The organism is Bifidobacterium sp. ESL0764 (assembly GCF_029395515.1).
Classification (GTDB): Bacteria; Actinomycetota; Actinomycetes; order Actinomycetales; family Bifidobacteriaceae; genus Bifidobacterium.
On record NZ_CP113919.1, the window covers coordinates 903,740 to 929,322 of the forward strand.

Consider the following 25,583-nt stretch of genomic DNA (forward strand, 5'->3'; position numbering starts at 1 on the left):
CTGGTAGCCTGTTTTGAACCGATAAGGTGAAACAGTTCGGCGTCGAAGCTTCGCGCTTGCCGATATCTGTCTTTTCAGCGTCTTGTCATCAAGAAATCTTGATTTTTGCCTTGGTGCATTCGTTGTGATTGCCCTCATGCACGGCACACGGTAAGGTGGATAGTTATGGCTGGAATGATTCTCAAAGCGGACGTGGAAAAGGTGCGTGCCACGGCGGATCTCTACGATATCGTCTCCTCGACGGTGACGCTCAAGGCCGCGGGCACCGGTACCTTCATGGGTCTGTGCCCCTTCCATGATGAGAAAACGCCCAGTTTCAGCGTCCGGCCCTCGCTGGGTGTCTGGCATTGCTTCGGTTGCGGGCTCGGCGGCGACGTCTTCGCTTACGTCGAACACCGTGAGAACATCGATTTTCGCGAGGCCGTCGAGCTTCTGGCCGATAAATACCATATCGAACTGCATTACGAGAAAAGCGACGGAAACCGTGAGGAACACCATGGCTCCAAGCGTGCCCGCTTGCTCGAGGCCAACGAGGAGGCGCAGCGTTTCTTCGTCTCCCAGATCATGACACCGGAGGCGCTCGCCGCGCGAAAGCTGCTGGGCGGCCGCAATTTCAGCCAGGCGGATTGTGAGCGTTTCGGCTGCGGATACGCTCCCCAAGGTTGGGATAATCTTGTCCGGCACTTGGCAGGCAAAGGGTTCACCCAGCAGGAGATGCTCGACGCCGGTTTGGCTCGCCAAGGTCAGCGCGGCATCTACGACTATTTCCGCGGCCGTGCCACGTGGCCTATCCGTGACTCCACGGGCCGCACGCTCGGTTTCGGCGCCCGCAAGCTCTATGACGACGACAACATCAATGCCAAGTACATCAACACTCCCGATACCCAGCTCTACCGCAAGACGCAGGTGCTCTACGGCATCGACCTCGCCAAATCCAGCATTGTCAAAAAACGCCAGGCGGTCATCGTCGAAGGATACACGGACGTCATGGCGTGCCATCTGGCCGGTATCGACACCGCCGTGGCCACCTGTGGCACCGCGTTCGGCGAGGAGCATGCGAAAATCATCCGTCGTCTCATCTCCGACGATTCTTTGGGAGCCGTCCAGCTCGTCGGGCCGCTGAAGGTCGAAGGCCAATCCCTGAGCTCGCGTATCGTCTTCACGTTCGACGGCGATGCTGCAGGGCAGAAGGCCGCCATCCATGCCTTCGGTTTGGATTCCGCGTTCCTTTCGCAGACCTTCGTGGCCGTCGCCGACAACAATCTCGACCCCTGCGACCTGCGCATCCAGCAAGGCAACGAGGCGGTTCGCTCGCTGATCGACCATGCCAAACCGCTGTATGATTTCGTCATCGACACCGCCATCAACCGCTTCGACACCTCGTATACCACCGGCCAGATGGGCGCGGTTAAGGCCGCGGCGCCGCTGATCGCCCAGATCCGTGACCGTTCACTGCTTGACATCTACACGCGCAAGGCGACCCGACGCATCGGCGTCGATCTAGACATCGTCAGACGTGAGGTCAACAGCGCCAGGCGGCGGCTGCACGTGCGCGACGACGACGCGTATGCGACCAAGCGCCGTGGCGGCAATGGCTTTGATGCGTATAGACGCAACGATGAAAACGGCTATGCGAACCCGGCCGCACGCAAGGCCTTGCAACACAGGGATGCCGCAGACCAGGCATACTTCCGTGTGGACGATGCGGTGTTCATCTGCGAGCAGCAGTTCATGGCCGTGCTCATTCAGGTGCCACGCGCCATCAACGGCAACGCGTTCGCACGTCTCACCCTTGCCGATTTCATGACCCCGGTTTTCCGAACGCTCTTCCAGGCGATCGCCGCAGCCGGCGGTCTGCCCGACAACGCCACGCCGCAGGGGCTTTGGATGCACAACCTCACCAAGGCAGGCGGGCCGATGCTTGAGCAGGTCATCAACGAGCTGGCCGTCATGCCGCTGCCGTTGCCGGGTGGAGACGACCAGAACGGCAATGCCAACGATGCGAATACCGGAGGGGTGGCCGTCAATGGCGCCGATGTGCCCAATCCGGCCGCCGCACAGCTTCGTGCGCCGACCCCGGAGGAACAGCGCTACGCTGCGGAACTGACCGCCCGGCTGCTCGATGTGGGCTATATGCGCCGAATCGGTGCGGCCAAGCGTAAGATGGCGCAGATGCCTGACGGTGAAGAGAAAATCAGGATTTTGGGGGAGATCACCAATATGGAGACCGCCAGAAAGGATTTGCAGGCCCAGGTCTATGGCAACGCCGTCGCCTGAGTGCGCTGCCGCCCACAATACGACAAGCCGCAATAAATTTCTTTGATTTTTTTAAAAATTTTGGTCGCTTTTGTATCACACAAAAGAGACCAATGAAATCTAGGATTTTGCCCGTGTTTTTACGTGTCGCAAATTGGAATGGTCGCTAAAAGCCTGTTTTTTCGTACTTTTCCACTCTGAAATACCCATACAATAGGAATTAAGAGAACGAATGCACGCATTGCTGTGAAGGTTAGGTTCTTGCCGGCATGTGTCTTCGTCGGCCGTTGTATCGGCTCTGTGATGGATGGGGAAACTGGATGATGGTGATGGTTGGGTGTGCCATGTGGCAATGGCGTTTTTTGATAGGACTGCATCGATGAGACGCGGTTATGATGTCGGATATTTCCGCCTTCCGGTTCGGCTGGTGTATTGATGCGCAAGTGGATCGTCAAGGAACTGAAAAACGACACCATCTTGGTGGTGGCGACGATACTCGCCATCATTTCCTGTTTTATCGTTCCACCGGACCGTCAGTACCTTGGCTATATCCACATGAACACCATTTCCCAGCTTGTCTGCCTGATGCTCGTGGTCTGCGGCTTCCAGCGCATCGGCGTCTTCCATATCATCGGCACCAAGCTGCTCGAGCATGTGCATACCGAAAGCGCGTTGGTGATCGCGCTGGTTTCCCTGACGTTCTTCTCGGCGATTTTCATAACCAATGACGTCTCTCTGGTCACGTTCATCCCGTTCGCAATTTCGGTGCTGGTGATGGCGAAAATGGAGGACAAGGCCGTTCTCGTCGCCACATTGATGACCATCGGTGCCAATACCGGCAGCATGTTGACCCCTGTCGGCAACGCCCATAACCTGTATCTCAAATCCGTTTCCAAGATGCCGACCTCGGAGTTCCTCAATGTCATGGGGCCGTTCTCGTTGGCTTCCGCGATCATGCTGCTGGCCGTCATCCTCGTCATGTTCCGTTGCCGTAGCAGCCAGGCGGATTTTGCAGGGCTTGGGCACAAGGGCATCGAGCAATCGCTGTTCGCGCCGCAAAGCGACGGGAAGCCGGATGAGATCCGCGTGCTCAACTACGGTGCAGGCTACGGAGGTTGGCGGGCGATAGTTTATGCCATCCTGTTCCTCATTTGCATTTTCACGGTCGGTGGTTCGATTCCGCTGTGGTTGATGTGCGTTTTGGTGTTCGGCGCGTTCCTGGTCTGCGACCGTCATGCGTTCCTCAAGGTCGACTGGAGTCTGCCGCTCACGTTCGTCATGTTCTTCATTTTCATCGGCAACATGCGCCGTGTTCCGGAGTTCTCGAATTTTGTGGCCTCAATAGTCAACCAGCATCCGATGGAAGTCGCCGTCGCCTCGAGCCAGATCATCAGCAACGTGCCTACCTCCATCCTGCTTTCCGGGTTCTGCAGCCAGTGGCGTGAGCTGATTATCGGCACCAACCTCGGCGGGTTGGGCACGCTGATCGCCTCGATGGCCTCGCTCATTTCCTATCAGCAGATCGCACGCAAGTATCCGGACAAGAAAGGCCGCTATCTGCTGGTCTATACCGTCGTCAACGTCCTGTTTTTGGCTGTGCTGCTCGGACTGGCGCTGATCATCAACTGACTGATGGTATGTTGCGGCAATGCTGAATCACGGGTGTCCGGCTTCTTGATTCAATAGGGTTTCATATTTCGTGCCGCCGACTGGTCTGTCTCTATTTTTTCGCTGAATTGCCGTGACAGCCAAGGTAAAACAATACGCGTGAGACTACGAATTCGCCACTAGTAAGGCAACGAGTATCTTGTTGTTCCCGCCGAAGTGATGCTTTGCAGCTTTCCTTGATCGGTGAGGCCTTTGAGCACGTCGGTCATTGCTCCGGAATTGGTGCCCAATTGGCTTTGGATTTCCTTGAGACTCATCGCGCTCTTTCTCTTTGAGATCAGATGCATGGTGATCTCCTCAAGGGTGTTGATTTGCAATTGGTCCGTTTCCGCACCTTTGGCCCATGCGCGCAATTCGTCTTTGACATTGCCGGGCAACGAGTCCGATTTCTGGGAACCATAATCGCCGTTAAGAAGCTTCCATGCTTTCTCACCCGCAAAAACCACGGAGGGGAGAGGCGCCACGTCCAACACGCGGCTTCCGCTGAGCGCTTCGGCCGGATTCGTGGTGAACAGATGCGGGCCGCCCAATGGGAACGTATAGCGTTTGGCTCTGCCTGATTCCTTGCCGGAATCATGATTAGCGCCATTCGAAGTGCCGTTTTCGGCACTTTCGGCATTTTCGTCGTCTGTCTGCTCCGGCCATACGGAGTCGAGCACCGGCTTGGGCAGAATCATCGCCACCGATCCAGGGCCGACACGCAGCTGCGGGCTGGAAAGGCTCTGCGAATAGGCATCAAGGATTCGCTGCACCCCGGTGCCGCAGTTCTCGCTTAAGTGCAGGGCTTCGAATGCGTCTGCAATCCATGCGTTACGTGATTCGCTGACCCCGTTCAACAGGTCGTTGACCTCAAAACCGTCCACCAGACCGCCGGGGGAGACGATTTCGATGCTCGAATCGAAGATACTGATGAGAATCGGCCCGTTCTTGTCGTAATTGCGGTGCAAAACGGCGTTGACAAGCGATTCGCGCAGGGCGGTCTGCGGCCACGCGTTTTCAGGGTTGTGCCGGTTGAGGAACATCATTGTGGCGTCGATTTGATTCAGGAGAGAGCCCGAAACGTTCTGCCGTTCCGTAAGCTTCGATTTGGTCTCGCCGTCGAAGACCGCACATTTGACAAGGTAAGGGCATTGCTCGGAAAGCAGGAGAGCGGTGTTGGTGGCTTGCTTTTCGGCATCGAAAAGATGCAGTCGTACCAGGTTTTCGTCGCACCATTCGATGCCGGCCGAAGCGAACGCAGGTTTCGCATATTCGAAGGTCAGGTTTTGATTCACACTCACACGATGGTCGAAGGGAAGCGCCGCAGAAAACGGCTCGGTGGCCTGCCGGGCTTCGCTGTGGTCATCTGTATGGGGCATTCCCTCGTCCGTATGCATGACTCGAGTTTATCGTGGCTTTACGACACGAACCATGGATTTCCATTGCAATTCCGCCATATTCGCAACTTACGCGAAGCTGGCGTTGTCCATTGATCATTTCGATGTCATTGTTTTCGGCCGGTTTCCTCCGCCATTTGCGAACACTTAGGGGAAAACAGTGACTTTCGGCACCGGGCGTGGAGCCAATTGGCGTGTGAGGATAACAATATGAATACACTGCACAACGCAAATACGCCGCACGTCGTGAATATGCCACGCACCGCAAACATGCCGCACGCCGCTCAGTATCCGGCATCCGCTTCAATGGACGCAACCCAGCCCGGCCTCTTGACGCCGTCGGTGATGGCCAACGGACTGACGATGACGGTCTCGCCGCGCAAGGGCGACTCGGTCACGATTCTCAAGGACATCGATTTTCGCGCCTACCCCGGCCAGATGACGGCCATCGTCGGTCCTTCCGGTTCCGGCAAGTCGACGTTGCTCTACTGTCTGGCAGGTCTGGAGAGGTTTACGCAGGGTTCGGTCTCGCTGCTTGGCACGCAGATCGGCGGTATGAAACCCACGAAGCTGACCAGATTCAGACGCAACCATCTGGGATTCGTCTTCCAGTCCTACAATCTGGTGGCCAGCATGAGCGTGGAGGAGAACCTCGCCCTGCCGTTCACGCTGCGTGCTTCGCGCTTCCCGCGCAAGAAGGCGCAGAGCATACTGGACTATTTCGGCCTGGGCGCTCAGCGCAAGTCTAGTGTGACCGAGCTGTCGGGCGGCGAGCAGCAGCGCGTGGCGCTGGCCCGGGTGCTCTTGACCAGTCCGGACATCATTTTTGCCGACGAACCGACCGGTGCGCTCGACCAAGGCAACGGCCGGAAGGTGATCGAGGTGCTGCGCGACGTGGCGCGCGACCCCAAGAAAACGGTCGTGATGGTCACTCACAGCCCCGAAATCGCGAGACAATGCGATCGGATTGTCGAGGTGCGTGACGGCAGGATCGCGCCGGCTGCACGGCTCGACGATTCCCGTAACGGAGTGAACGCATGAAAGGCATATTGAAGGACTTGAAAGCCGCGCCGTTGGTCTGGGGTGCGGTTGGCTTGGTGCTGATTGTGGGCCAGTACACATTGTCGCTCTTCATGGCGTTGCAGGAATCGCTGAAGCGGGCCTGCAATGCCGGCTGCACCGGCACCCGTCATGCCATCGCCGACATGATCGACTTGCCGATGTTCTTTCTGATTGTGATGTTCGTCTTCGTGGTGCTCTGGGTGGTCTCCTCGGCCTTGAAACAGCGTCGACGTCAACTGGCGCTGTTGGTGCTTCAGGGCGCCACGCCGGTCCAGCTGCTGATACGTACGATCGTGGTGGTGGCGGTCTTGTTCGTGCTGGCGAACGTGGTGGCGTTCGTCTTGGTGCCGCCTGTTGCTCGGCGTTTCTATTGGTTCTACCTGCCGATTTTGCAGGACACGGGGAGTTTCCTGCCCTACGTCGGTACGGGCGTGTATTCGGCCTTGGTCAAGGGGGCGGAGTTCGGCGGGGTTACGGTGCTGGTCGGTACGGTGTTCACCATGCGTTCCATGGCACGGATCAGCCCGATCGAGGCGTTGCGGCAGTCGCAGAATCCGCCGCGTCGCCTTGGTGCCCGCCGTTGGACGTTTGTCGTGCTGCTGCTGGCGGCGGCTGCGATGCTGCTCTCCCTGTCGAGTATGACGCTGAAGCGTGCGAGCCGCGCCGCGATCATGGCGGGCAAGGCTGTTTCCGATTCGACCGGGACCATGCTGCTGCTGACCGTCATTGGCGGCATGTTCCTGATGGTGTTCGCGCTGGCTTTGGCTGCACCGGCCGTGCTGGGTCGGTTCACCTCATGGTGGACGTCCATTCCTGTGCCATCGGCCACCTGGAGACTGGCCGGGCAGCAGTCGAGCGGCCGCATCGACCGACAGAGCGGCACGGTGATGCCCTTGGTGATCGGACTGGCCATGACGATGACTGTCTCCAGCGCGATATCCACGTCCGCCTCGACCATGGACCATGTCGCGCCGGGAGTCAAAGGGTATGAGGCCGCAGGGCTCGACAGGATCCTAGCCATCTTGGCGCCCGCGCTGGTGGTGGCGTTGGCCGGCGTCGTGGCCGGGCTCTGCATTTCGGCCGGCGAACGCAGGGTCGACGCCGCGTTGACCTACGTGGCCGGTGCCGAGGTCGGCCAGCTGCGGGTTTTGTCGTTCCTGGACGGCGCGATCATGGCGGCAAGCGCGGTTTTCCTCGCCTTCATCATCACGAATGTGGCGTTGCTTTCCATTGATTCCGGCCTGTTGAAACTGGTGGGTGCTTGCGTGCCGAACCTGCAACTGGCCGGTTGGCTCGGCATCCTCGTCATCGCTGTTGTCGTAGGGGCCGTGGCCACGGGCGTTCAGGGAATGGCCACCCGGTATCAGGACTCCGTGCGCATCATCGCCTCCGCAATCGGGGAATGATGTGTGGCTGATGTTCAGGGGATAATCGGTATGTTCCGATTATCCCGTCCGTATCGGGGTACTAGTCCAGCGTTCCGTTGAGTAGTGCGGTCAGTTCGGTGCGGTTGCGGACATTCAGAGCCGAGAAAATGCGGCTGACATGGTTCTTCACGGTTCCGGTCGAGAGGAACAGTTTTGAGGCGATTTCGGAATTGGTCATGCCCTGGGCGATGAACGAGGCGATTTGCTGGTCCCGTGGTGTCAGAGCCGAAGTTCGTGTGTTTTCTCCATTGTTGTTATCGTCGCTGTTGCCATCATTATTGGACTGTGTGATAAGACGCATGACATGTGCCGTGGCGCTGGCGCCGATGACTTTCCCTCCCGCAGCCGCGGTATGGATGGCGGCGTTCAGCTCGGAAGTGGAGACGTCTTTGAGCAGATAACCCACGGCCCCGGCCTTCATTGAGGCGATGAGGTTGTCATCCTCGTCGAAGGCTGTCAAGAGGATGCATTTGATGCCGGGATAATCGGCGTGCAGCCGGGAGATGAGTTCCGTGCCGCTCATCTGCGGCATACGCGCGTCGATGAGCGCGACGTCGATGGAATCGAGCGTGGCTTTGCCCAACGCGAGCACTGCTTTGCCGCTGAGTTTCTGTGCCGCGATTTCGACGTCGGGCATGAAGAAAACGAGTTCGGCAAGGCCGGTCAGAATGAGCTCCTGATCATCCACGATCAGCAGGCGAATGAGCTTGTTCGTTCCGGCCATTGGTGAAGCGTCCGTCATTTGTGTGCCGTCCTTTCCGCTTCCGCATCGCCTGTCAGCGGAACCGTCAGGGTCACGCTGGCACCGCCGAGTTCCTGTGATTCGCCGAGGGTGAGCGTTCCTCCGGCTTGTCGGGCGCGCTTTTCAAGTGCCGAGAGACCGAAGCCGTGATCGATGTCGTCAGCATCGATGCCGGGTCCGTCATCCTCGACGCTCAGTGTCGTTTCTTCCCCGCTGACGATGAGCGTCAGATTGACTTTGGTGGCGTGGGCGTGGCGGACGGCATTGGTCAGCGTCTCCTGCGTGGCCCGGAATATCAGGGTTTGTATATCGGCATCGAGTAGGTTTACGTTGCCGATGATGTCGGTGCGCATCTTGAGGCCGGCATCGGCGAAGGAATGAGCCATTGCCTCGATGGAGTCGTTGGTGAGCGTCTGACCCAGCGCCGAGGGGCCGAGCGCCCGTGCCATTTGCCGGACTTCGGACAAGGCGTCTTTAGTGATGGTGTCGGCTCTTGCGATAGGCTTGTCGATTTTTGCCCGTTCGTCGTCGGTGAGGTTTTCAGTGGCGGCCGTGGCGTTGAGCGCGGACTCATGGGCGTAGTGCATGGCGGTCAAGCGTTGGCCGATGGAATCGTGCATCTCACTGGCCATGCTGGCGCGCTCGCGGGAAAGCGTCAGTGATTCGATGGTGTCGACGTCGTGCGCGAGCTGTGCGTTGGCCCGCTGCAGCTTCGTTGATTGGGTGGTATAGACCATGAACAGAATGCCGGCGAGCAGTATATAGAGCGCCATAACAAGGAAATACATGCTGTGGTTGCCGGATAGGTCATTCAAAATCGGGGTCAGTGCCCACATCAACGGAGCCGACACCACAATGGCGACGTAGCCGAAAAGTGGTCCGAAGAGCAATGAGGCCTCTGCCTCGACGATGTAGGCCAGCAACTGCCCGCCATGACGCATAAACGGCGACGCCCAGATGCACACTAAGATCAAAGCCAAGGCCGCAACACGTTGCCAGACCAGTCGGGGAGCCTTGAGCATGGCGACATAGAGCAAAAGCGCCAGTGTCGGTTGCACCCACAACAGCAGGCGACGGCCCATATACGCGGAATCGGGGAACTGAAAGACGAATCCCAAAGCGAAAATCAGCATCGAATATCTGGGAAACTCGCGTGCCGGTGCGCTCAACATGGCGCGGAAACGAGATGATGCAGGCTTGACAGGCAACGAATGCTGGCTTTGTGTCGCGGTTGACTTTGCCTTGGTATTGTTGCTCATCCTGGCTCCTGAAGTAATGATTCCAGTCTAACAAAGAGGCTGCCGGCATTCGCGTCTGCTATCCGATTGCAAATCGCAGAGCGAAAACGCTCATTCGGCTGTACTGCTACAATATCTACTTGGTGTTTGGCCCCGTAGCTCAGTTGGATAGAGCAACTGACTTCTAATCTGTAGGTCGCGAGTTCGAATCTCGCCGGGGTCACTTTTGTAGGTGCCGCGGTGTCGTGGGTGGCAAAGCGGGAATAGTGAACTATCGGAATAAAGGATTTGGCAATGGCAACGAAACTCAACAAACGACAGATCAAACAGTTGAAGGCGCTGGCGAGCAAGCTTTCACCGCTGCTGTGGATCGGCAAGAACGGGGTCACCGACGCCGCGGTCAAGCAGGCTTCGGAGACGCTCGAATCGCACGAATTGCTCAAAGTCGTGGTGCAGGACGGATGCCCGGTCGACGAGCAGGAGGTCGGCGAGACCTTGGCCGGTCAGATCGGCGCTGAGCTGGTGCAGGTCATCGGCCATCGTTTCGTGCTCTACAAGCCTTCGAAGAAGCCGGGAGCCGAGAAGATCGAGCTCGTTCGATAGTCATAAGCCATCAGACTATGCCTTGGATGCCATCGGTAGTCGCCGGTGGCATTTTTGATGAAATCGCATGTTTCGTATGCAGTTGGGTCCTCCAGCTTTTTCGTAGCTGTCGCGTAGAGTGGGGACTGGGTTTGTCCCCAAGGATACCGGAGGTATCAATGGCAGCTCATACGCCACAAGTAGCAGTGATAATGGGTTCGGCAAGCGATTGGGAGACGATGCGTCACGCCTGCCTTACCCTCGACCAGTTCAATGTCTCCTATTCCAAACAAGTCATTTCCGCACATCGCACGCCTGAGTTGATGGCGGATTTCGCGCACAACGCTCGCAGCAACGGCATCAAGGTCATCATCGCGGGTGCCGGGGGAGCTGCGCATCTTCCGGGTATGGTCGCCGCGCAGACCACGTTGCCGGTCATCGGTGTACCGGTGAAATCGCACGCGCTTTCCGGCGTGGATTCCCTGCTTTCCATCGTCCAGATGCCTGGCGGCGTTCCCGTGGCGACCATGGCCATCGGCAATTCTGGGGCTACGAACGCCGGCCTGTTGGCCGTGAGCATTCTAAGCATCAACGACGAAAAATTAGCCAAAGCGCTTGACGATTATCGTGAGGCGTCGAAGGGGAAGGTGGAAGCATCCAATGCCGAGCTTGTCTGAAGAGACCAATGGGAAGATCAAGCAGTTGATGCCGGGGGCGACCATTGGCATCATCGGCGGCGGGCAGCTCGGGCGCATGATGGCGCTTTCCGCGCGCTACCACGGCTTCCGTATCGGTGTGCTCGACCCGACGCCGGATTGCCCGGTCGCCCAGGTCGCCGATTTTCAGGTCACCGCCGATTACGACGACAAGGCCGCCATCCGCGAACTGGCCGAACGCAGCGACGTGCTCACCTACGAGTTCGAGAACGTGGACGCCGACGCGATCGATGAGGTGCGTGGCAGCGTCGCCGTGCCGCAAGGCACCGACCTGCTGCGTGTCACGCAGGACCGTGTCTTCGAGAAGCAGTTCATCAACGATCACGGCACTGCCACCGCACCTTGGCGTCAGGTCGACGACCTTACGGGACTCGACAAGGCCATCGAGGAAATCGGTTATCCCGCAGTGCTCAAGACCCGTCGCGGCGGCTATGACGGCCACGGGCAGGTCGTTCTGCATGGCCCCGAAGATCTGGCGAAGGTCCATGAGCGCGACGAAAAGGAAGGAACGTTCCCGCCATCCGTCTTGGAAGGCTTCGTCGATTTCGCGTTCGAGGCCTCGATTCTAATCTCCGGCAACGGCAAGGATTTCGTCACGTTCCCCATCGTGCGCAACGAGCACCGCCACAACATCCTGCACCTGACCATCGCGCCGGCTAAGGTCAGCGACGAGATTACCAAAGAAGCCAAGGCGCTCGCGCTGCGTCTGGCCAAAGGGTTCGAGCTGGCCGGCACCTTGGCCATCGAACTGTTCATTACCAAGGACGGCCGCGTGGTGGTCAACGAACTTGCCCCGCGTCCGCACAATTCCGGCCATTACACCATCGAGGCCTGCTCCATCGACCAGTTCGACGCCCATATCCGTGGCATCGCAGGCTGGCCGCTGCCGCAGCCGAAGCTCCTGAGCCCGGCCGTGATGGCCAATGTCCTGGGCCAGCACGTCGCTCCGACGCGCGCGCTGATCGGCGAGCACCCCGAGTGGTGCGTCCATGACTACGGCAAGGCCGAGGTGCGCCAGGACCGCAAGATGGGGCACATCACGGTGTTGACCGACGATACGCAGCGCACGGTCGACGAGCTTGAAGCCACCGGCTGCTGGGATGATCTGCGGCAATAGACAACGTGACTTTCCCGTATTGACGTTGGGGCAAGGAAGAATCATATTATGTATTACGCTACTCGAATCGATTTGAATCGATCTGAATCGATGAGAGTAGCGTAATTTTCCTTTTCAAGTCGAAGAAATGTGAGTAAAATGCAGAGTGCGTTATAAGGCGTTCTTCGGTTTTACGAGGGCGATTACGTCCGGCAAGCAGTGGTGATGAAAGAGGTCTTGAATAGTGACAGCCTACGAGCGGCATGATGGAAAGCCTTCTGCGCGGAGGATGCTTTCCCGCAGTGGCAGACGCGGCAGCCAGCACACCTGGCAGAAGGACGCCGTGTTGAAGGCGCTTCACGCTTGCGATGATTTCGTTTCCGCACAGGACCTTTATCGGATTTTGAGCGAGGACGGCCAGGGGATCGGCCTTTCCACCGTCTATCGGCAGCTCAATGCGCTGGCCGACGACGGCAGGGCCGACACCATCCACTTGAACGATCAGCAGATGTTCCGTATCTGCAAGGACGGCGAGCACCACCATCATCTGGTCTGCGAGAACTGCGGCAAGACGGTGGAGATCGAACCTCCCGAGCAATGGGTCCACAAAGTCGCGGAAGAACACGGTTTCACCGTCAGCTCGCACACCCTCGAAGTCTTCGGGCTGTGCGCGGATTGCCGGCGATTGGAAGGTGCGGAAAACGACTAAAACCGATTCGGCATGTGGCAATGTCGGAGGTGTCGTCCCGTTTTCTTCTGCTGGTGTATTGATGGAATGACGATGAGTTTGAACGTTGTCTTGCTCGTCTGTTTGTCACTTTTACGTGCTTGCTGAATCGGGCTATGTAAAAGATGACAAACAGCAGCAATAAATGTCATCTTTTACATAGGCAGCGAAGCAAGCACGTAAAAAGTGACAATTGCACAGACGCATTGGTAGAAGTTTCTTGTATTCCTCTACGCGGCTGTCTGTCTTTTATCATTTGCACGGCTTCGAATATGAACCTTTGAATGTAAGGGATAGCAGTCAGCCAATAATGACTCGCCGCTATCCCTTTTACGTGCCGTTAGGTTTTGGACAGCGCCTATTTTTTGTTGCTTTTATCCGGTGAAGTCATGGATTTCACGATTTCAACGACCTGCTTCGGTTTGAGCTCGGGCACGTATGCGTTGACCACGGCGATGCCGATCTGCGCGAGCTTGGCCGAATCCGGATAGCAGATGTAGATCGGGGCCGGGCTGGGCTGGAACTTCTTCTTGAAGAAGAACAGTGACTTGAAAGCGTAGGCAGGCTCAAGCACGTCGGCCGCGATCTGCAACGCGTGTTCGATGATCTCCGTTCCGCTGGGTGATGCCGTCTTCGGTTTGGCTTCGGCGTTGTCATCATTCGTATTCTCGGATTGTCCGGTTTCGGACGGATCCTCTGCTTTCCCGGATTGATCGCCTTCGACCGCCTTGTCTGCGGCAACGGCGGCTTTCTCACCCATGCCAGCCAGAGGAGCGGCCGAAAGGCTCATGAATTCAATGGCGTTGGCCGGGTCCGCCAATCCTTGGTCGCGCAGGCGTTCGGCCATGCGGGCGATCAGGAACTCCATGATGCCGTTGGGACTGTCGGTGCGGTGACGCATGAAATCGAGCGTCCATCCGATGACCCGGCCATCACGGTAGGTGGGCAGCCAGCTGGTGACGCCGAGAACCGTGCCCTGCGTGTCGATGGCATACAGCAGCGCCACGCGGTCGTCTCTCAGTTCTTCGATGCCGCCGAGCGTGAATTTCATTTCCGGCAGCGCCTTCAACTGGGCCCATTGTTCGGAGATATCGACGATCTGCTGGTCGATATTGAAACCGGCCTGGTCGTAGGTGGTCAGCACGTCGGTGATGCCGTCGCGCTTGGCCTTGTTGATGGCGGTGCGGATATCCTGCCATTTCTTGCCGCGCGTCGCCCACTTGTTGGGGTCGATGACCATTTCGGTGCCGACCTGAATGGAGGACCAGCCCATTTTTTCGAGCTGCTCGCGTTGGTCGTCGTGGACGGCATAGAAGGAAGGGGACCAGCCCTTTGTGTCGCAGAACTTCGAGAATTCACGCAGATCCTGTGTGTATTCGCTCGCGTCTCCGAAGGGACCGGTGACACTCAGGGCGATGCCGTGCAGCACGCGGTAGGCGATGGCGGAACGGCCGGTGGAGGAGAACCAATAGTGGTTGCCTTCCCAAGTGGTCATGAAACTCATGGATTCACCGCCGAGGGCGACCAGCGTTTCGGCCTTCTTGCGGTCTCGTTCGTCGGGGGTGACGTTGTCGCGGAACCAGAGGATGAAGACGATAAGCACCGTCAGCCAAAAGACGACGGTAAGACCTTCGCTTACCAATGCCGCCAACTCGGTTTGCGGCGCGATCAGCGTGGTGCGTTTGCGGCCGCCGAAGCCGGTGGGCAAAAGCCGGCGAAGCATGTCTATCATCAACAGCTTGACGGTCGGGCGTGGCTTGAAGTCCTCGGGAGCCGACACGGCAAAGCCGATATAGACGCAGCTGGTGACCAGCAGCATGCCGACTATGGCGGCAATGCCGGCGCGGACCTTGGACGAGCCGGTCGAAACGCTGAAATGCGGCAGCTCACGAATCATCAGGATGATCAGCACCAGCGGCGGCAGGGCAGTGGTGATGAAAGCAGGCATGAAGTTGTAGCGGCTGGCCATGCTCGGGGTCAATGGCGTAAGAGTGAAGGGGAAGATGACATAGTAGACCACGGCAAATACGACGGCGGCGCCATTGAGCACGATGCTCACCCACGCGGCCAGCCTGCGTCCGTGGTAAAGTCCCCATGCCACCAAGGCAAGGGCGGCAATGGGCAGCAACAGGTGCAGCCACAGGCCGGCTATCGCCAAATGCTGTCGGGACGCGACCAGACGCAGGCAGCTCGTCACCGATTGGTTGACGCTGCAGGAGGTGAGCAGCGAGGAATCGCCCCAGATGGAGGAAGTGAAAAGGCCGAATGTGGTCAATGGCCCCAGATGCGAGGTCGAGGTCAGCGCCAGCAGAGGTCCGATAGCCAGCACCAGCTGGGCGAAGGCGAAGAGACGACGGATCTCATAATCGGTGCTGTTGCTCCACGCGATGTGATCTTTGACCGGGCCGTGCATCAACAGACCGGTGAGCTGGCCGACAATCGCGGCCCCGAGCGTGCAATAGTCGCCGGGATTGCCGCTGAAAAGCAGCAGCGTGCCGATGACGGTGTAGCCGAGCAGCAGGATGCGCCGCCTCCAAAGTACGGATTCATAGGCGCTTTCCGCCATCAACGCCCCGACGATGATGGTCAACGGGGAAAGCAGGACGGGCAGGCGCTCCATGCTCTGCCAGTCGTGCATGGCCATGTCGACAAGAACGCAGACCAGAATCCCAAGCGTTGACCCGACGACTGCGCTGAACAGTGCGGCAAACGTCGTCTTCAGGGCTCCGAGCCGAGATTGCGCCACGGAAAGGATGACGACAATCAGCAAGGTATAGATGATGAGCATCAGTGGGCTGCGCACGAACACCGCGGAACGCAGGATCTTCGTCAGCCAAGGGACGATGTCCTGGCTGTGCAGGGGCTGCTGGAAGGGGTCGTGTGGCCTGCCGCCGCCCGGCATGCGTCCGAAGAGGATTTCGGTGAGGCTGAGGCTACGTCCATAGGCCGGAGCATGCAGGTGCCGTATGGCCGAGGAGACCATGTCGCAGATATTGACGACAAGGAACACTGCGGCGACGATGATGGCGAAAAGATGGCTGCGTGTCCAGCTTAGGAGATCATGACCAAGCACCGTCCAACTTGAGGGTCCGCCCCTTCCGGTCTTTTTGTTTTTCCGATCTTCGTGATTCTGCATGCTTTAATGACTTTCGTTCTTCGTCTCGTTTGATCAGCATAACTGATTTGATAATAACATTATGATGGATTTAATTGTTTTGTAATAACATTTAATCGCCGAATGTATTGGTATTGGCCGCGACCACTTCCAGCATAGGATAGGAATCGATGCTTTTGCCGGTTTTGCCAAGACCGGTTTCGCTGCCGAACAGGTCGATTTGGGCACTCATGCCGGCGTTGACGGTGTGCCAGTCGTGTCCCGTACCTTTCACGACCACCGTGGTCACCGACATCCCTGCCTTCATGGCCGCCTTCGAGATGGCCTTCTGGTTCTTTTGCGATTTCGAATCGACCTGGCCCGCTGCGGAGAACCATGTCTGTTTCGAAGGCGAGTGGCGTTCGATGATGTTGATCGGGACATGCTTGTCGAACGCTTTTTCGTTGCCGGCGAAATATTTCTTCACCGTGCTTTTGTGCGATCCGGCGGTCGGCTCGATCTCGCCTCCTGCGGAATAGATATGGCCGTAGAGATCGGGGTGTGCAGGCCCGAGCTGGGTGGCGCAGGTCCCGCCTTGTGAGAATCCGCCGATCAGCCATTTGCTTGGTGATTGCTCCACGGGAAGGTTGGACTTGATCCAGCGGGTCACGTCGCGGGTCAGATAGGTTTCCGCATTGCCTTTTGGTGTGTCGGCGCACAGGGAATTGTGGGTCAGCGACCCGTTCTGGTCAGGGGAGACGGCGATGGGGGCCAGACCATAGTGCTTGGCCGCGTAGGCGTCGAGCTTAGCCCCGAGTACCCCGGCGCTGAAGAAGCGGTCCGGCGTGCCCGGCTGGCCGGCCATGACGATCATGACCGGCAGCTTTGGTGGGTTTTTCGTCAGGGCTGCAGGCGGAAGGTAGACGTTGGCCGTGCGGGCCTTGAAATGCGAAAGGGTGGCGGGGATATCGACCGAATGCACCGCGCCTTTCTTGGGCATCGTCGGAAGTTTGCCTTCCTTGCCGAGCTTTTTCCACTTTTCGACGGTGTTGTCGGCTTTGCCGTCTGTTTTGCCGACCGTGCCTGGATCGAGTTTGGAGAATTGGTTGTGGCCGAAGACCGATCCTATGGTGGTGTATTCGCCGTAGATGCCGTCGACTTTCAACGCGCAGGTGACCACCGCCAGAACGATGGTGATGATGGCGATGACTCGGCGAATCTTCCCGGAATCGATGCACGCGGCGATAAGCGCCGAGACCACGGCAAGCCCGTAGGTGATGCTGGTTTCCACAAGGCTGCCCAGGCTGACGCCGAAAACCATGAAGACGTCGGAAAGCAGCCAGACGACGACACGTCCGACCAGGCCGCCGACGACGCCCCATCCGAGTTGTTTCAAAAGGGGTTCGAGCCAGCCGTCCTTGGATTTGAGAATGACAAGGAGGGCAATACCGACGATGGTAGCTATCAGCATCGAGGTAGGCAGCCAGCCCTTGGTCAGTTGAATGTTGAAAAACCAGTCCATCATTTCCCCTGTTGCGTTAAAATATACCGTCATGATTCTAGACTCATGACTTCGCCAAGAGCAATCAGCCGCAAGAATGATTGCGGATTTGCCGCAGAGCGTTCAAAAGGGGATATAGTATCGTGTCGTTATGATTGTTGAAAACGCTGCAGGAAACACTATGGTTTTTCTTCCGGCGTTTCTTGCGAGAGCCGGAATATGAGGTTTTATGGCTATTGTTCTTGCTTTGAAGGGGATGATGGATACAGGGGTGCGGGATTTGGATGCCGCAATGAAACGTGATCGACTGAAGGAAAACCGATGAATAAGGACGGAAAAACGGAAAACGCTGAAGAAAAGAATTCACGTGATATCCACGATGGATTATCGTCTGTGCGCGATGACGTCGTAGGCGCCGACGGGCATTCGTCTGATAGCGCGAAAACGAAATCCAAGAGGTTGCATATTCGTGCCTGGGCCTATGCACTGCTGTTTTTGGTTTTTGACGTCGTCATGGCCCTCATTTTGCAGCAGGGTGTTTCCCAAAGCGACACCCGTGTGAAGCTTTCAAGCCCCCTGACCGGCGTGTGGGGCATGGTCTCCAAGATGTGGGAGAAGGGCAATTTCGTCTTCGTTCTGAATCTGCTGTTGCTGGGGTTCATCTATCTTGCCGTGATCATGGTGTTCAACCGTTTCTGGATCGCCACTGCCGTCATGCTCGTCTTGGTGATCCTGATTGCGGTGGTGGAGCATTTCAAGGTCGACGTTCGTTATGAGACGATTCTTCCATCGGATCTGAGTTTCGTCTCCAACGGGGACGCCGGTTCATTGATGAGTTTCATCCCTTCCGGTTCAGGCGGGCTGATCGCCGCGGTCGTGGTCGCGATGGTTCTGGTTGTCGTCTTGTTTGCGGTGCTGAACCATTTCGATATGCGGCATGGCAAGGTATTCGGTTTCGCACCTCGCTCCGGCGGCGTCGCCGAAAGTCATGGACATGGCCAGAGTGCGGATCGTGCGGATAAGAACGATGCCAAGCTCGACGCCAAAAGCGGCAACGGCAGTATCAAACGCAAAAGCCTTGGCGCCGGCTTGCGTATCGTGCTTATCGTCGTGCCGCTGCTTCTGGTCACCGGTTTCAGCTATCAGGTCGGCCAGATCAATACCTTCACCAATGCCTTCGCCAAGACCATGGGCTATATCCCCTCGATGTGGGATTCCGTTTATGACGCGCAGCGCAACGGCCCATTGGTCTCCTTCTTGGGGCAGGCCCATCCCAAGGTGATGGACCAGCCGAGCGACTACAGCGAGGCGACGATGAAACAGGTCGCCAAGCGCTATTTCGCCGAAGCCGCCAAGATCAACAAGACGCGTACCGGCAAGATGAGCGACGGCAGCGTCGTCTTCATCCTCTCCGAATCGTATTCCGACCCGTCGCGCGTGCCGGGCATCAAGCTCAACCATGATGCTATTCCCAATACCCGCGAAATCAAGAAGCACACCACCGGCGGCTACATGCTGTCTTCCGGTTACGGCGGCGGCACCGCGAACCTCGAATACATGAGCCTGACGGGGATGTCGATGGCCAATTTCGACGCCTCGCTGACCAGCCCGTACCAGCAGCTCGTCCCCGGTGAGAAGTGGACGCCGACCGTCAACCAGCTGTGGGGGAGCAAGGAGCACTCCGTGGCCTTCCACCCCTATGAGCCGTCGATGTATCTGCGTGCCAACAACTACAAGAAGTTCGGTTTCTCGCACTTCTATTCGTTGGAGCCGCCCGAGGTCATCGCCCACCGCGCCAAGATCGACTCCTCGCCTTACGTCTCCGACGCCTCGGCCTACCAGAGCGTCTATGAAGCGATGAAAAAGAACTCTTCGAATGAATTCGTCCAGCTCGCGACGATGCAGAACCACATGCCGTATCACAACTGGTACAAGGGCAATACGTTCAAGGCGAAGTCCACCGATTCCTCGCAGCCGCTCGGAGCCGACGAGAACAAGTCCATCAACACCTACGCCAAGGGCGCGAACATCACCGACAAGGCCACTGCCAAGTTCCTTCGTCAGATGGATTCGCTCAAGAAGCCGGTCACCGTCGTCTTCTACGGCGACCACCTGCCGGGCATCTACAAGACCGCTTCGGCCGATGAGAAGAACTCGCTGGCCCTGCATACCACCGATTACTTCATCTGGTCGAACAAGGCGAGCGGGCGTCAGGGCTACAAGAGCCCGGACGGGAACTATTCCTCTCCGAACTTCTTCATGGCGCAGGCCGCCGAGCAGACCAACGCCAAGGTCACCCCGTTCCTCGCCTTCCTCACCCGTCTGCATGGCAAGGTCTCCGCGATGGAGCCGCCCGTGGTCAACCAGATCCAGGGTTGGTCGCGCATCCCCGAAGGCCAGCCGATCTACCTCGATGCCAAGGGGCACCCGATGGCCGCGAGCGACTTCGACCAAGCGACCAAGCAGCTGATGCACGACTACAAGCTGATTCAATACGACGTCACCGCCGGCAAGGGGTATCTTAAAGACGTCGGGTTTATGGGCTGAGCCGTTAAGCGGATAGTCCTGTGGACTATCCGTAGGCGAAGTGAGCGCGAATTATCCGCGCGAAGGCAAAATCTAGGATTATGCCCGGCCAAGTCTACGCCCGAGAAAGTTTATTCCAACCTCCAACTCATGAAACGTCTTTACAACATGGCATCGGCATATTTTTCATCGATCATTCCTGATTCTTGATGGCGTCGAGGGCGGGGATGCGCACGGCCTTGTTCGCCGGACCGAACCCGAAGATCAGGCCGATGACGGCGCAGAAGACGACGGCCGCCACGTAAAGCCACCAGGGGATGATGGAAAGGTTCGTGGACGCTTCCTGTCCGTCGCCGATCATCATTGGACCGGCGGCGTTTTTGGCGATGATATTGATTCCCAGCGAGGCCAGGCCGCTCAGCACGCAGCCGACCAGCCCGCCGAGTATGCCCAGCGACGCCGCCTCTGCAAGGAACATCAGGCGTATGTCGCGCACGGAGCAGCCCAGCGCCTTCATAATGCCGATTTCTTTCGTGCGTTCGGTCACCGACATGATCATGGTGTTGGCGATGCCGATGGCCGCCACGAGGAACGCCACTGCGCCGATGCTGCCTAGGGCCAGTTGCATCAGATTCGATTCCTTCTGCGCCGCTTTGCGTGAGTCCTCACTGGAGCTGGTGCCGAAGCCCTCGGCGTTCAGCTCATCCTGCACTTGCTTGACGTTTTCGATGCTGTCGACCTTGACCAACGCGCTCGAAGAGGCGGGTATGGCCTCGCCGGTTGCGTCCAGTGTCTTGCGGAGTTTCTCCAGGTCCTGCAGATCCATCAGGAAGCCGATGTCGGTGGAGTTGCCGGCGGCGACGTTGCGTTTCAAAGAGCCTACCGCGTTGAATTTGTAGATGCGGTTTGTCGGTGCGCTGGCGTTGGAGCTCGACGTCGGGGCAGAGTCCATGCCGGTTGTTTTCGCGTCTGCGCCGGAGTCGTCACCCGATGATTTTGATGCCTCATAGCTCATTTTCAGCGGATCGAAGAACGGCTGGTCGTCGGAGGGTTCGCATTTGCCGGTGGCCTCGTTGTATTCGCAGCCCATCTCCGGGGACATGCGCCTTTCCTCGCCCGCAGTGCGGAACTTGTCTTTGAACGCATACGCCGTGTATTTGCCCGCCAGCACCTCGCCGCTTCTCAATGGTTCCCGCCCCGCGGTCAGTTGAAAACCCATGGCCTTGAGCTGCGCCATGTCGATGCCCTCGAAGACGACGTTGCTGTATTCATCGGTGGTGTAGCGGCCCGAGCCAGTAGAGACATTGACGAGTGGCTCCAGCTGCACCTGTTGGGTCGCCGCCACGACATGGTCGATATCGCGGAAATTACGGACGGTGCTTTTGGTGATTTTCGGCGCACTGCCAAATCCGTTGGGCGACGAAGATCCTTGGCCGGAACTCGAATCGCCTTGGGATTCGCTGGATACCGAGATGAGGGTCATATCGCCCATGGCTTTGAGCATCTGCTCGCTCTGGGCACTCATCCCCTGCCCCAGCGAAATCATGATGAGGATGGAGCATGACCCTACGATCACACCGAGCACGGTGAGTACGGTTCGTGATTTGCGGCGTTTGAGATTCTGGCCCGCGAGTCGTACGATGTCGCTGGCTTTCATCATTGGTCCTCATCGCGGCTTGAAAGGCTTTGTGCGGATGTTGAAGCCTGTGGCTCCTGCGTATCCGCGGGTTGTAAGATACCGCTATCTGCATTGAACGATGCCGGAGACGTACCGTTCCCGGCGACAGGCTGTATCACCTGTGTCGGTGTGCCGTTGGTCCCTTGCGTATTTGCCGGTGGCAGAGCGGCGAAGGTGGTATCGGCGGATTCACCGTCCCAATCGTCGTCGTCATCATCGTCATCGGCGAGGGCGGCGAGCCTGGCTTTTTTCTTGTGATGGCGGCGCACCAATATGACGATCAGCGCGATGATGAGCACCAGTACGACGACGCCGATGATGATGAAGGGCAGCGGATTGGGTGCATGCGCTTCCTGGGAGGCCATGGCCTCTGGCGGCGGAGCCGGGGCCTCTACCTGCAGGCTGACCGGAAACTCCTTGCTCTGCGGTTTGCCGTTGGAATCCTCGTAGGAGACCTTGAGCTTGGCGTCGAGCTTGCCCGTGCGCTCCGGGGTGAAAAGGTAGCCGATGCTGCCGTTGGCTCCGCTGGCCACGTTGCCGAGGTACTGCGTGGGCGTGGCGGCCTTGAAGCCCTCGCCCTCCAAGGTGGCTTCGAGGTTCGAGACGTCGCCTTTGCCTTTATTCACATAGGCCAGGGTGATGGTGGTCTCCTCGCCGCGGCGCGTGGTCTCCGGGATGGTCGGGGCGTTCAACTGCATGCGGTCGGGCTGGCTGAGCGGTACCGATACTTTGATGTCGGCGGAGGCCGAGGAACGCTGGTTGTTCTCGACATATTCATAGTTGAAGTGGATCGAGACGCCCTGAGCACCGGTCTTGGCGTCGGCCAGCGCCTGCATCGGCACGGTTTCGGTCAGGGAATAGCCGGCCGCAAGGAAGTCGACGTAGAAGGTGTTGGTACCTCCCGCGATGGTCAGCATGTCGCCTCCGTCGACGGTGACGACCATGTTCTGCACGGCCACCTGGCCCTTGTTCTGGAAGGTGAAGCCGAGATTGAAATTGCCGCCGACCGGTATCGATCCGTCGCCGTAGGTGAAGTTGGTGATGATGATGTTCGGCACGGGTCCGGCCATCGGCTCGTTGACGGTGGCGCCACTGTTGTCGCTGCCGGATTTGGTTGCGCTCGCTTCCGTCTCGTCGGCATATGCGTGGTGTTGCGGCATCAGCAGGGCTGGGCCCCAGACCAGACAGAGCGCGGTGGCGATGGCGAGTAAGGCGGAAACGAGGCGAGTAGGGTGATGCGCCGATAGGGGATGAACGATGGAGTGAATGGCATGGATGGTATTGACGGCGTGGATATTGCGCAGTGATTGATGTGCCGTGGCGTCGGCGGCTATGCCTTGGGCTTCTGCTGCTGTCTGCTCAAACGATGGAATGTTGCGGTTGTTCATGATGACTCCTTTGTCTGGTTGCGTTTTCGTCTGCCCCTATGGTGGTGTGGTTGTCTGCTTCGTTGCGTCTGATGTGTCACTGCTATCGCTACTGCGGATGTCCGGAGTCTGCAGTAACGAAATCGGAGGAACGGTTGGAGGTGTCACTGACGATATGGCCGTCAAGCAGGGTGACGACACGGTCCGCGTATGCCGCCATATGTTCGTCGTGCGTCACCAGCACCAGCGTCTGGCGGTAATGTCGGGCGAAGGTGCGCATCATGGTCATCACCTCGACCTTGGTTTTGGAATCGAGGTTGCCGGTCGGTTCGTCGGCGAAAACGACCTCGGGATGCGCGATGAAGGCACGGGCGATGCCCACGCGCTGCTGCTGGCCTCCCGACATCTGCGAGGGGAAATGCTTGAGGCGCTTGCCCAGCCCCACGCGTTTGAGCATCTTGCTCGCCTTGGCTTCGCGTTCGGCCTTGCCGACCCCGGAGAACATCAGCGGCATCGCCACGTTCTCCACTGCTGTCAGGTGGGGGAGCAGATTATAGGACTGGAAGACGAAACCGATGTGTCGTTGGCGGAACACGGCCAGTTCGCGTTCGCTCATCGTCGAAATGTTGTCCCTGCCGATACGCACCGACCCTTTCGTCGGTTTCTCCATGCCGGCCATCTGGTTGAGCAACGTCGATTTGCCTGAACCGGATTCCCCGAAGATGCAGCAGATCTGCCCGCGAGGGATTTCCAGATTGATACGTGCCAAGGCGACCACCTTGTCGTCGTCGACTGCATAGACCTTGCGCAGGTTATGGATACTGACGAACTCGCGCGGCCGGTGTGACGACGGCGCATGGTTGGAGACGGCGTGCCCGTCGTCGCTGTCTGAACTCTTGATATCTCTCTGCATTGCCACGCCCATCTTCAATGATTGCCGTTTTCCAACATCGGATATTTCAATAATATATTGGAATTCCACTAATTACGCAATCATACCTAAGGATGACTGCGTGGCCTTTTTATTGTTCTTTGTCATCTTCAACGACGGCCTGCAAAGCCTTGGCGCCGATGTCGTGGCGGTAGAAGAAACCAGTGGTATCCAAGGCGTCCAACGTGTCGTAGATCTTGGCTTGGGCGGCCTTGAGGGTCGGCGCGAGCGTTTCGTAGACCAGAACACGGCCGGATGAGGAGACCAAACTGGTTGTCGGCGAGGCTGAATCGGCGGATTCGACGGTTTCGTGATGTTTGGACGCTTTCACGCCGGCGTAATAGATGTGGGAATCTGCGTCGGTTTCAATGGCCGGAACCGGGGTGCCTTTCTTGGGATTGCCGGGGTAGCCGTCGGCGGCCAGAACCACGCCAAGCGCCGTGGTGTCCGTGCGCCAGGTGAAGGTGGGCTGTTCATCGTTCAGGATCGCGTTGATGCCCTCACCGAGATCACTGGTCAAAAGCGGCAACACCGCTTCCGTCTCGGGGTCGCCGAAGCGGGCATTGAACTCGATGACTTTCGGACCGTCGTCGGTGGCGATGAGCCCGGCGTAGAGGATGCCGGTGAACGGCGTGCCCTCTTCAGCCAACGCCTTGACGGTGGGACGCACAATGGTGTCAATGGCGGTTGTGACGGTCTCGTCGCTGATTTGGGGGACGGGGCTATAGGCTCCCATACCACCGGTGTTCGGGCCTTTGTCGCCGTCGTAGGCACGCTTGTGGTCCTGCGAAATCGGCATCGGCCAGAACGCGGTGCCGTTGACGAAGCTCATCAGCGAGAACTCCTGGCCCTCGAGGAAGTCTTCGAGCACGACTTTGAGATCGGCGTTGCCGAAACGGTGCTCGACGAAGATGTCTTCGAGGGCGTCAAGCGCCGTCTGGGTGTCGAGCGCCACGGTCACGCCTTTGCCGGCTGCCAGTCCGTCGGCCTTGACGACGATGGGCGCCCCGTGCTCCATAACATACGCGGCCGCGGCTTCGTAGTCGGTGAAAGTGCGGTAGGCTGCGGTCGGAATGGCGTGGCGGGCCATAAGCTGCTTGGCGAAATCTTTGGAGCCTTCGACCTGGGCCGCGGCACGGGTGGGGCCGAATGCTTTGAGACCGACTTCGCGGAAATCGTCAACAATGCCGTGCATCAGCGGGACTTCGGGGCCGACCAGTGCCCAGTCGTAGTTGCTGGAGCGCATGAACTCGATCAGGGCCGCATGGTTGGAAGGGTCGATGCGGGTGGTGCGGATGCCGTCGAGCTCCATGCCGGGATTACCGGGGGCGACGGTGACTTCGTCCACGCTTGCACCTTTGAGCAGCGTGGCCGCGATGGCGTGTTCGCGCGCTCCCGATCCGATGACCAAAACCTTCATACCCATTTCGTCTCCTTTTTAAGATTCCGCCAGTGGAAATTGTATTGCCGATTCGTTATTGATTGGCTCGTGGACGTTTTCATGAATTCACTGTCAAGTATAGACGAACGGAATTCTGCGTAATCGACCGCGTATGCCGAAAAGCGATCATAAATAGATGACAGATGAACGGTTTA

18 protein-coding genes and 1 tRNA gene are annotated in these 25,583 nt (G+C 58.1%); 10 read left to right on the forward strand and 9 right to left on the reverse strand.

The window, feature by feature from the left end:
• Positions 1-165: 165 nt before the first annotated feature.
• Together dnaG and OZX71_RS03235 are read left to right on the forward strand one after the other, a co-directional pair.
• Entirely contained in the window at positions 166-2,277 is a 2,112-nt protein-coding gene (gene dnaG, locus OZX71_RS03230) for a DNA primase (protein WP_277160481.1), read from the forward strand.
• 414 nt (positions 2,278-2,691) lie between these two features.
• Positions 2,692-3,885, forward strand: a complete 1,194-nt coding sequence (locus OZX71_RS03235; protein WP_277160482.1) for an SLC13 family permease — start codon at positions 2,692-2,694, stop codon at positions 3,883-3,885.
• A 158-nt stretch (positions 3,886-4,043) separates the two neighbouring features.
• On the opposite strand, the gene OZX71_RS03240 is transcribed toward OZX71_RS03235, so the two are convergent.
• Positions 4,044-5,300, reverse strand: coding sequence for an ATP-binding protein (locus OZX71_RS03240; RefSeq protein WP_277160483.1), 1,257 nt, complete (start codon positions 5,298-5,300; stop codon positions 4,044-4,046).
• A 210-nt stretch (positions 5,301-5,510) separates the two neighbouring features.
• Between OZX71_RS03240 and OZX71_RS03245 the strand changes: the two genes are divergently transcribed.
• Complete coding sequence (locus tag OZX71_RS03245) at positions 5,511-6,341, forward strand: ABC transporter ATP-binding protein (protein ID WP_277160484.1); 831 nt, start codon at positions 5,511-5,513, stop codon at positions 6,339-6,341.
• Entirely contained in the window at positions 6,338-7,768 is a 1,431-nt protein-coding gene (locus OZX71_RS03250; protein WP_277160485.1) for a hypothetical protein, read from the forward strand. Before OZX71_RS03245 ends, OZX71_RS03250 begins: the two co-directional genes overlap by 4 nt.
• 61 nt (positions 7,769-7,829) lie before the next feature.
• Here the strand turns inward: OZX71_RS03250 and OZX71_RS03255 are convergent, their stop codons facing one another.
• Positions 7,830-8,531 (reverse strand): response regulator transcription factor, encoded by a 702-nt coding sequence (locus tag OZX71_RS03255; RefSeq protein WP_277160486.1) that lies wholly within the window; start codon positions 8,529-8,531, stop codon positions 7,830-7,832.
• A complete protein-coding gene (locus OZX71_RS03260; protein WP_277160487.1) occupies positions 8,528-9,790 on the reverse strand; it encodes a sensor histidine kinase in 1,263 nt (420 codons plus the stop codon). The genes OZX71_RS03255 and OZX71_RS03260 overlap by 4 nt, the downstream gene beginning before the upstream one ends.
• A gap of 128 nt (positions 9,791-9,918) precedes the next feature.
• Between OZX71_RS03260 and OZX71_RS03265 the strand changes: the two genes are divergently transcribed.
• From OZX71_RS03265 to OZX71_RS03285, 5 genes are all read left to right on the forward strand, one after another.
• Positions 9,919-9,992, forward strand: a tRNA-Arg gene (locus OZX71_RS03265).
• 71 nt (positions 9,993-10,063) lie between these two features.
• Complete coding sequence (yhbY, locus tag OZX71_RS03270; protein WP_277160488.1) at positions 10,064-10,372, forward strand: ribosome assembly RNA-binding protein YhbY; 309 nt, start codon at positions 10,064-10,066, stop codon at positions 10,370-10,372.
• 158 nt (positions 10,373-10,530) lie between these two features.
• Positions 10,531-11,028, forward strand: coding sequence for a 5-(carboxyamino)imidazole ribonucleotide mutase (purE, locus tag OZX71_RS03275; protein ID WP_277160489.1), 498 nt, complete (start codon positions 10,531-10,533; stop codon positions 11,026-11,028).
• Positions 11,012-12,184, forward strand: coding sequence for a 5-(carboxyamino)imidazole ribonucleotide synthase (purK, locus tag OZX71_RS03280; protein WP_277147104.1), 1,173 nt, complete (start codon positions 11,012-11,014; stop codon positions 12,182-12,184). The genes purE and purK overlap by 17 nt, the downstream gene beginning before the upstream one ends.
• Before the next feature lie 268 nt (positions 12,185-12,452).
• Positions 12,453-12,872 carry a transcriptional repressor gene (locus tag OZX71_RS03285; protein ID WP_277160490.1) on the forward strand — a complete coding sequence of 140 codons (420 nt, stop codon included), beginning with the start codon at positions 12,453-12,455 and terminating at the stop codon, positions 12,870-12,872.
• A gap of 376 nt (positions 12,873-13,248) precedes the next feature.
• Here the strand turns inward: OZX71_RS03285 and OZX71_RS03290 are convergent, their stop codons facing one another.
• Entirely contained in the window at positions 13,249-16,026 is a 2,778-nt protein-coding gene (locus OZX71_RS03290) for a DUF2156 domain-containing protein (RefSeq protein WP_277160491.1), read from the reverse strand.
• Positions 16,027-16,117: 91 nt separating this feature from the next.
• Positions 16,118-17,509, reverse strand: coding sequence for an alpha/beta hydrolase-fold protein (locus tag OZX71_RS03295; protein ID WP_277160492.1), 1,392 nt, complete (start codon positions 17,507-17,509; stop codon positions 16,118-16,120).
• A gap of 297 nt (positions 17,510-17,806) precedes the next feature.
• Between OZX71_RS03295 and OZX71_RS03300 the strand changes: the two genes are divergently transcribed.
• Positions 17,807-20,032 (forward strand): LTA synthase family protein, encoded by a 2,226-nt coding sequence (locus tag OZX71_RS03300; protein WP_277160493.1) that lies wholly within the window; start codon positions 17,807-17,809, stop codon positions 20,030-20,032.
• 172 nt (positions 20,033-20,204) lie between these two features.
• Here OZX71_RS03300 and OZX71_RS03305 read toward each other — a convergent pair whose 3' ends face one another.
• From OZX71_RS03305 to purD, 4 genes are all read right to left on the reverse strand, one after another.
• Positions 20,205-21,671, reverse strand: a complete 1,467-nt coding sequence (locus OZX71_RS03305; protein ID WP_277160494.1) for an ABC transporter permease — start codon at positions 21,669-21,671, stop codon at positions 20,205-20,207.
• Positions 21,668-23,077: an ABC transporter permease gene (locus OZX71_RS03310; RefSeq protein WP_277160495.1), complete on the reverse strand. Its 1,410-nt coding sequence runs from the start codon at positions 23,075-23,077 to the stop codon at positions 21,668-21,670. The genes OZX71_RS03305 and OZX71_RS03310 overlap by 4 nt, the downstream gene beginning before the upstream one ends.
• Before the next feature lie 88 nt (positions 23,078-23,165).
• A complete protein-coding gene (locus OZX71_RS03315) occupies positions 23,166-23,876 on the reverse strand; it encodes an ABC transporter ATP-binding protein (RefSeq protein ID WP_348519533.1) in 711 nt (236 codons plus the stop codon).
• 202 nt (positions 23,877-24,078) lie between these two features.
• A complete protein-coding gene (gene purD, locus OZX71_RS03320; protein ID WP_277160497.1) occupies positions 24,079-25,413 on the reverse strand; it encodes a phosphoribosylamine--glycine ligase in 1,335 nt (444 codons plus the stop codon).
• Between the last annotated feature and the right edge of the window lie 170 nt (positions 25,414-25,583).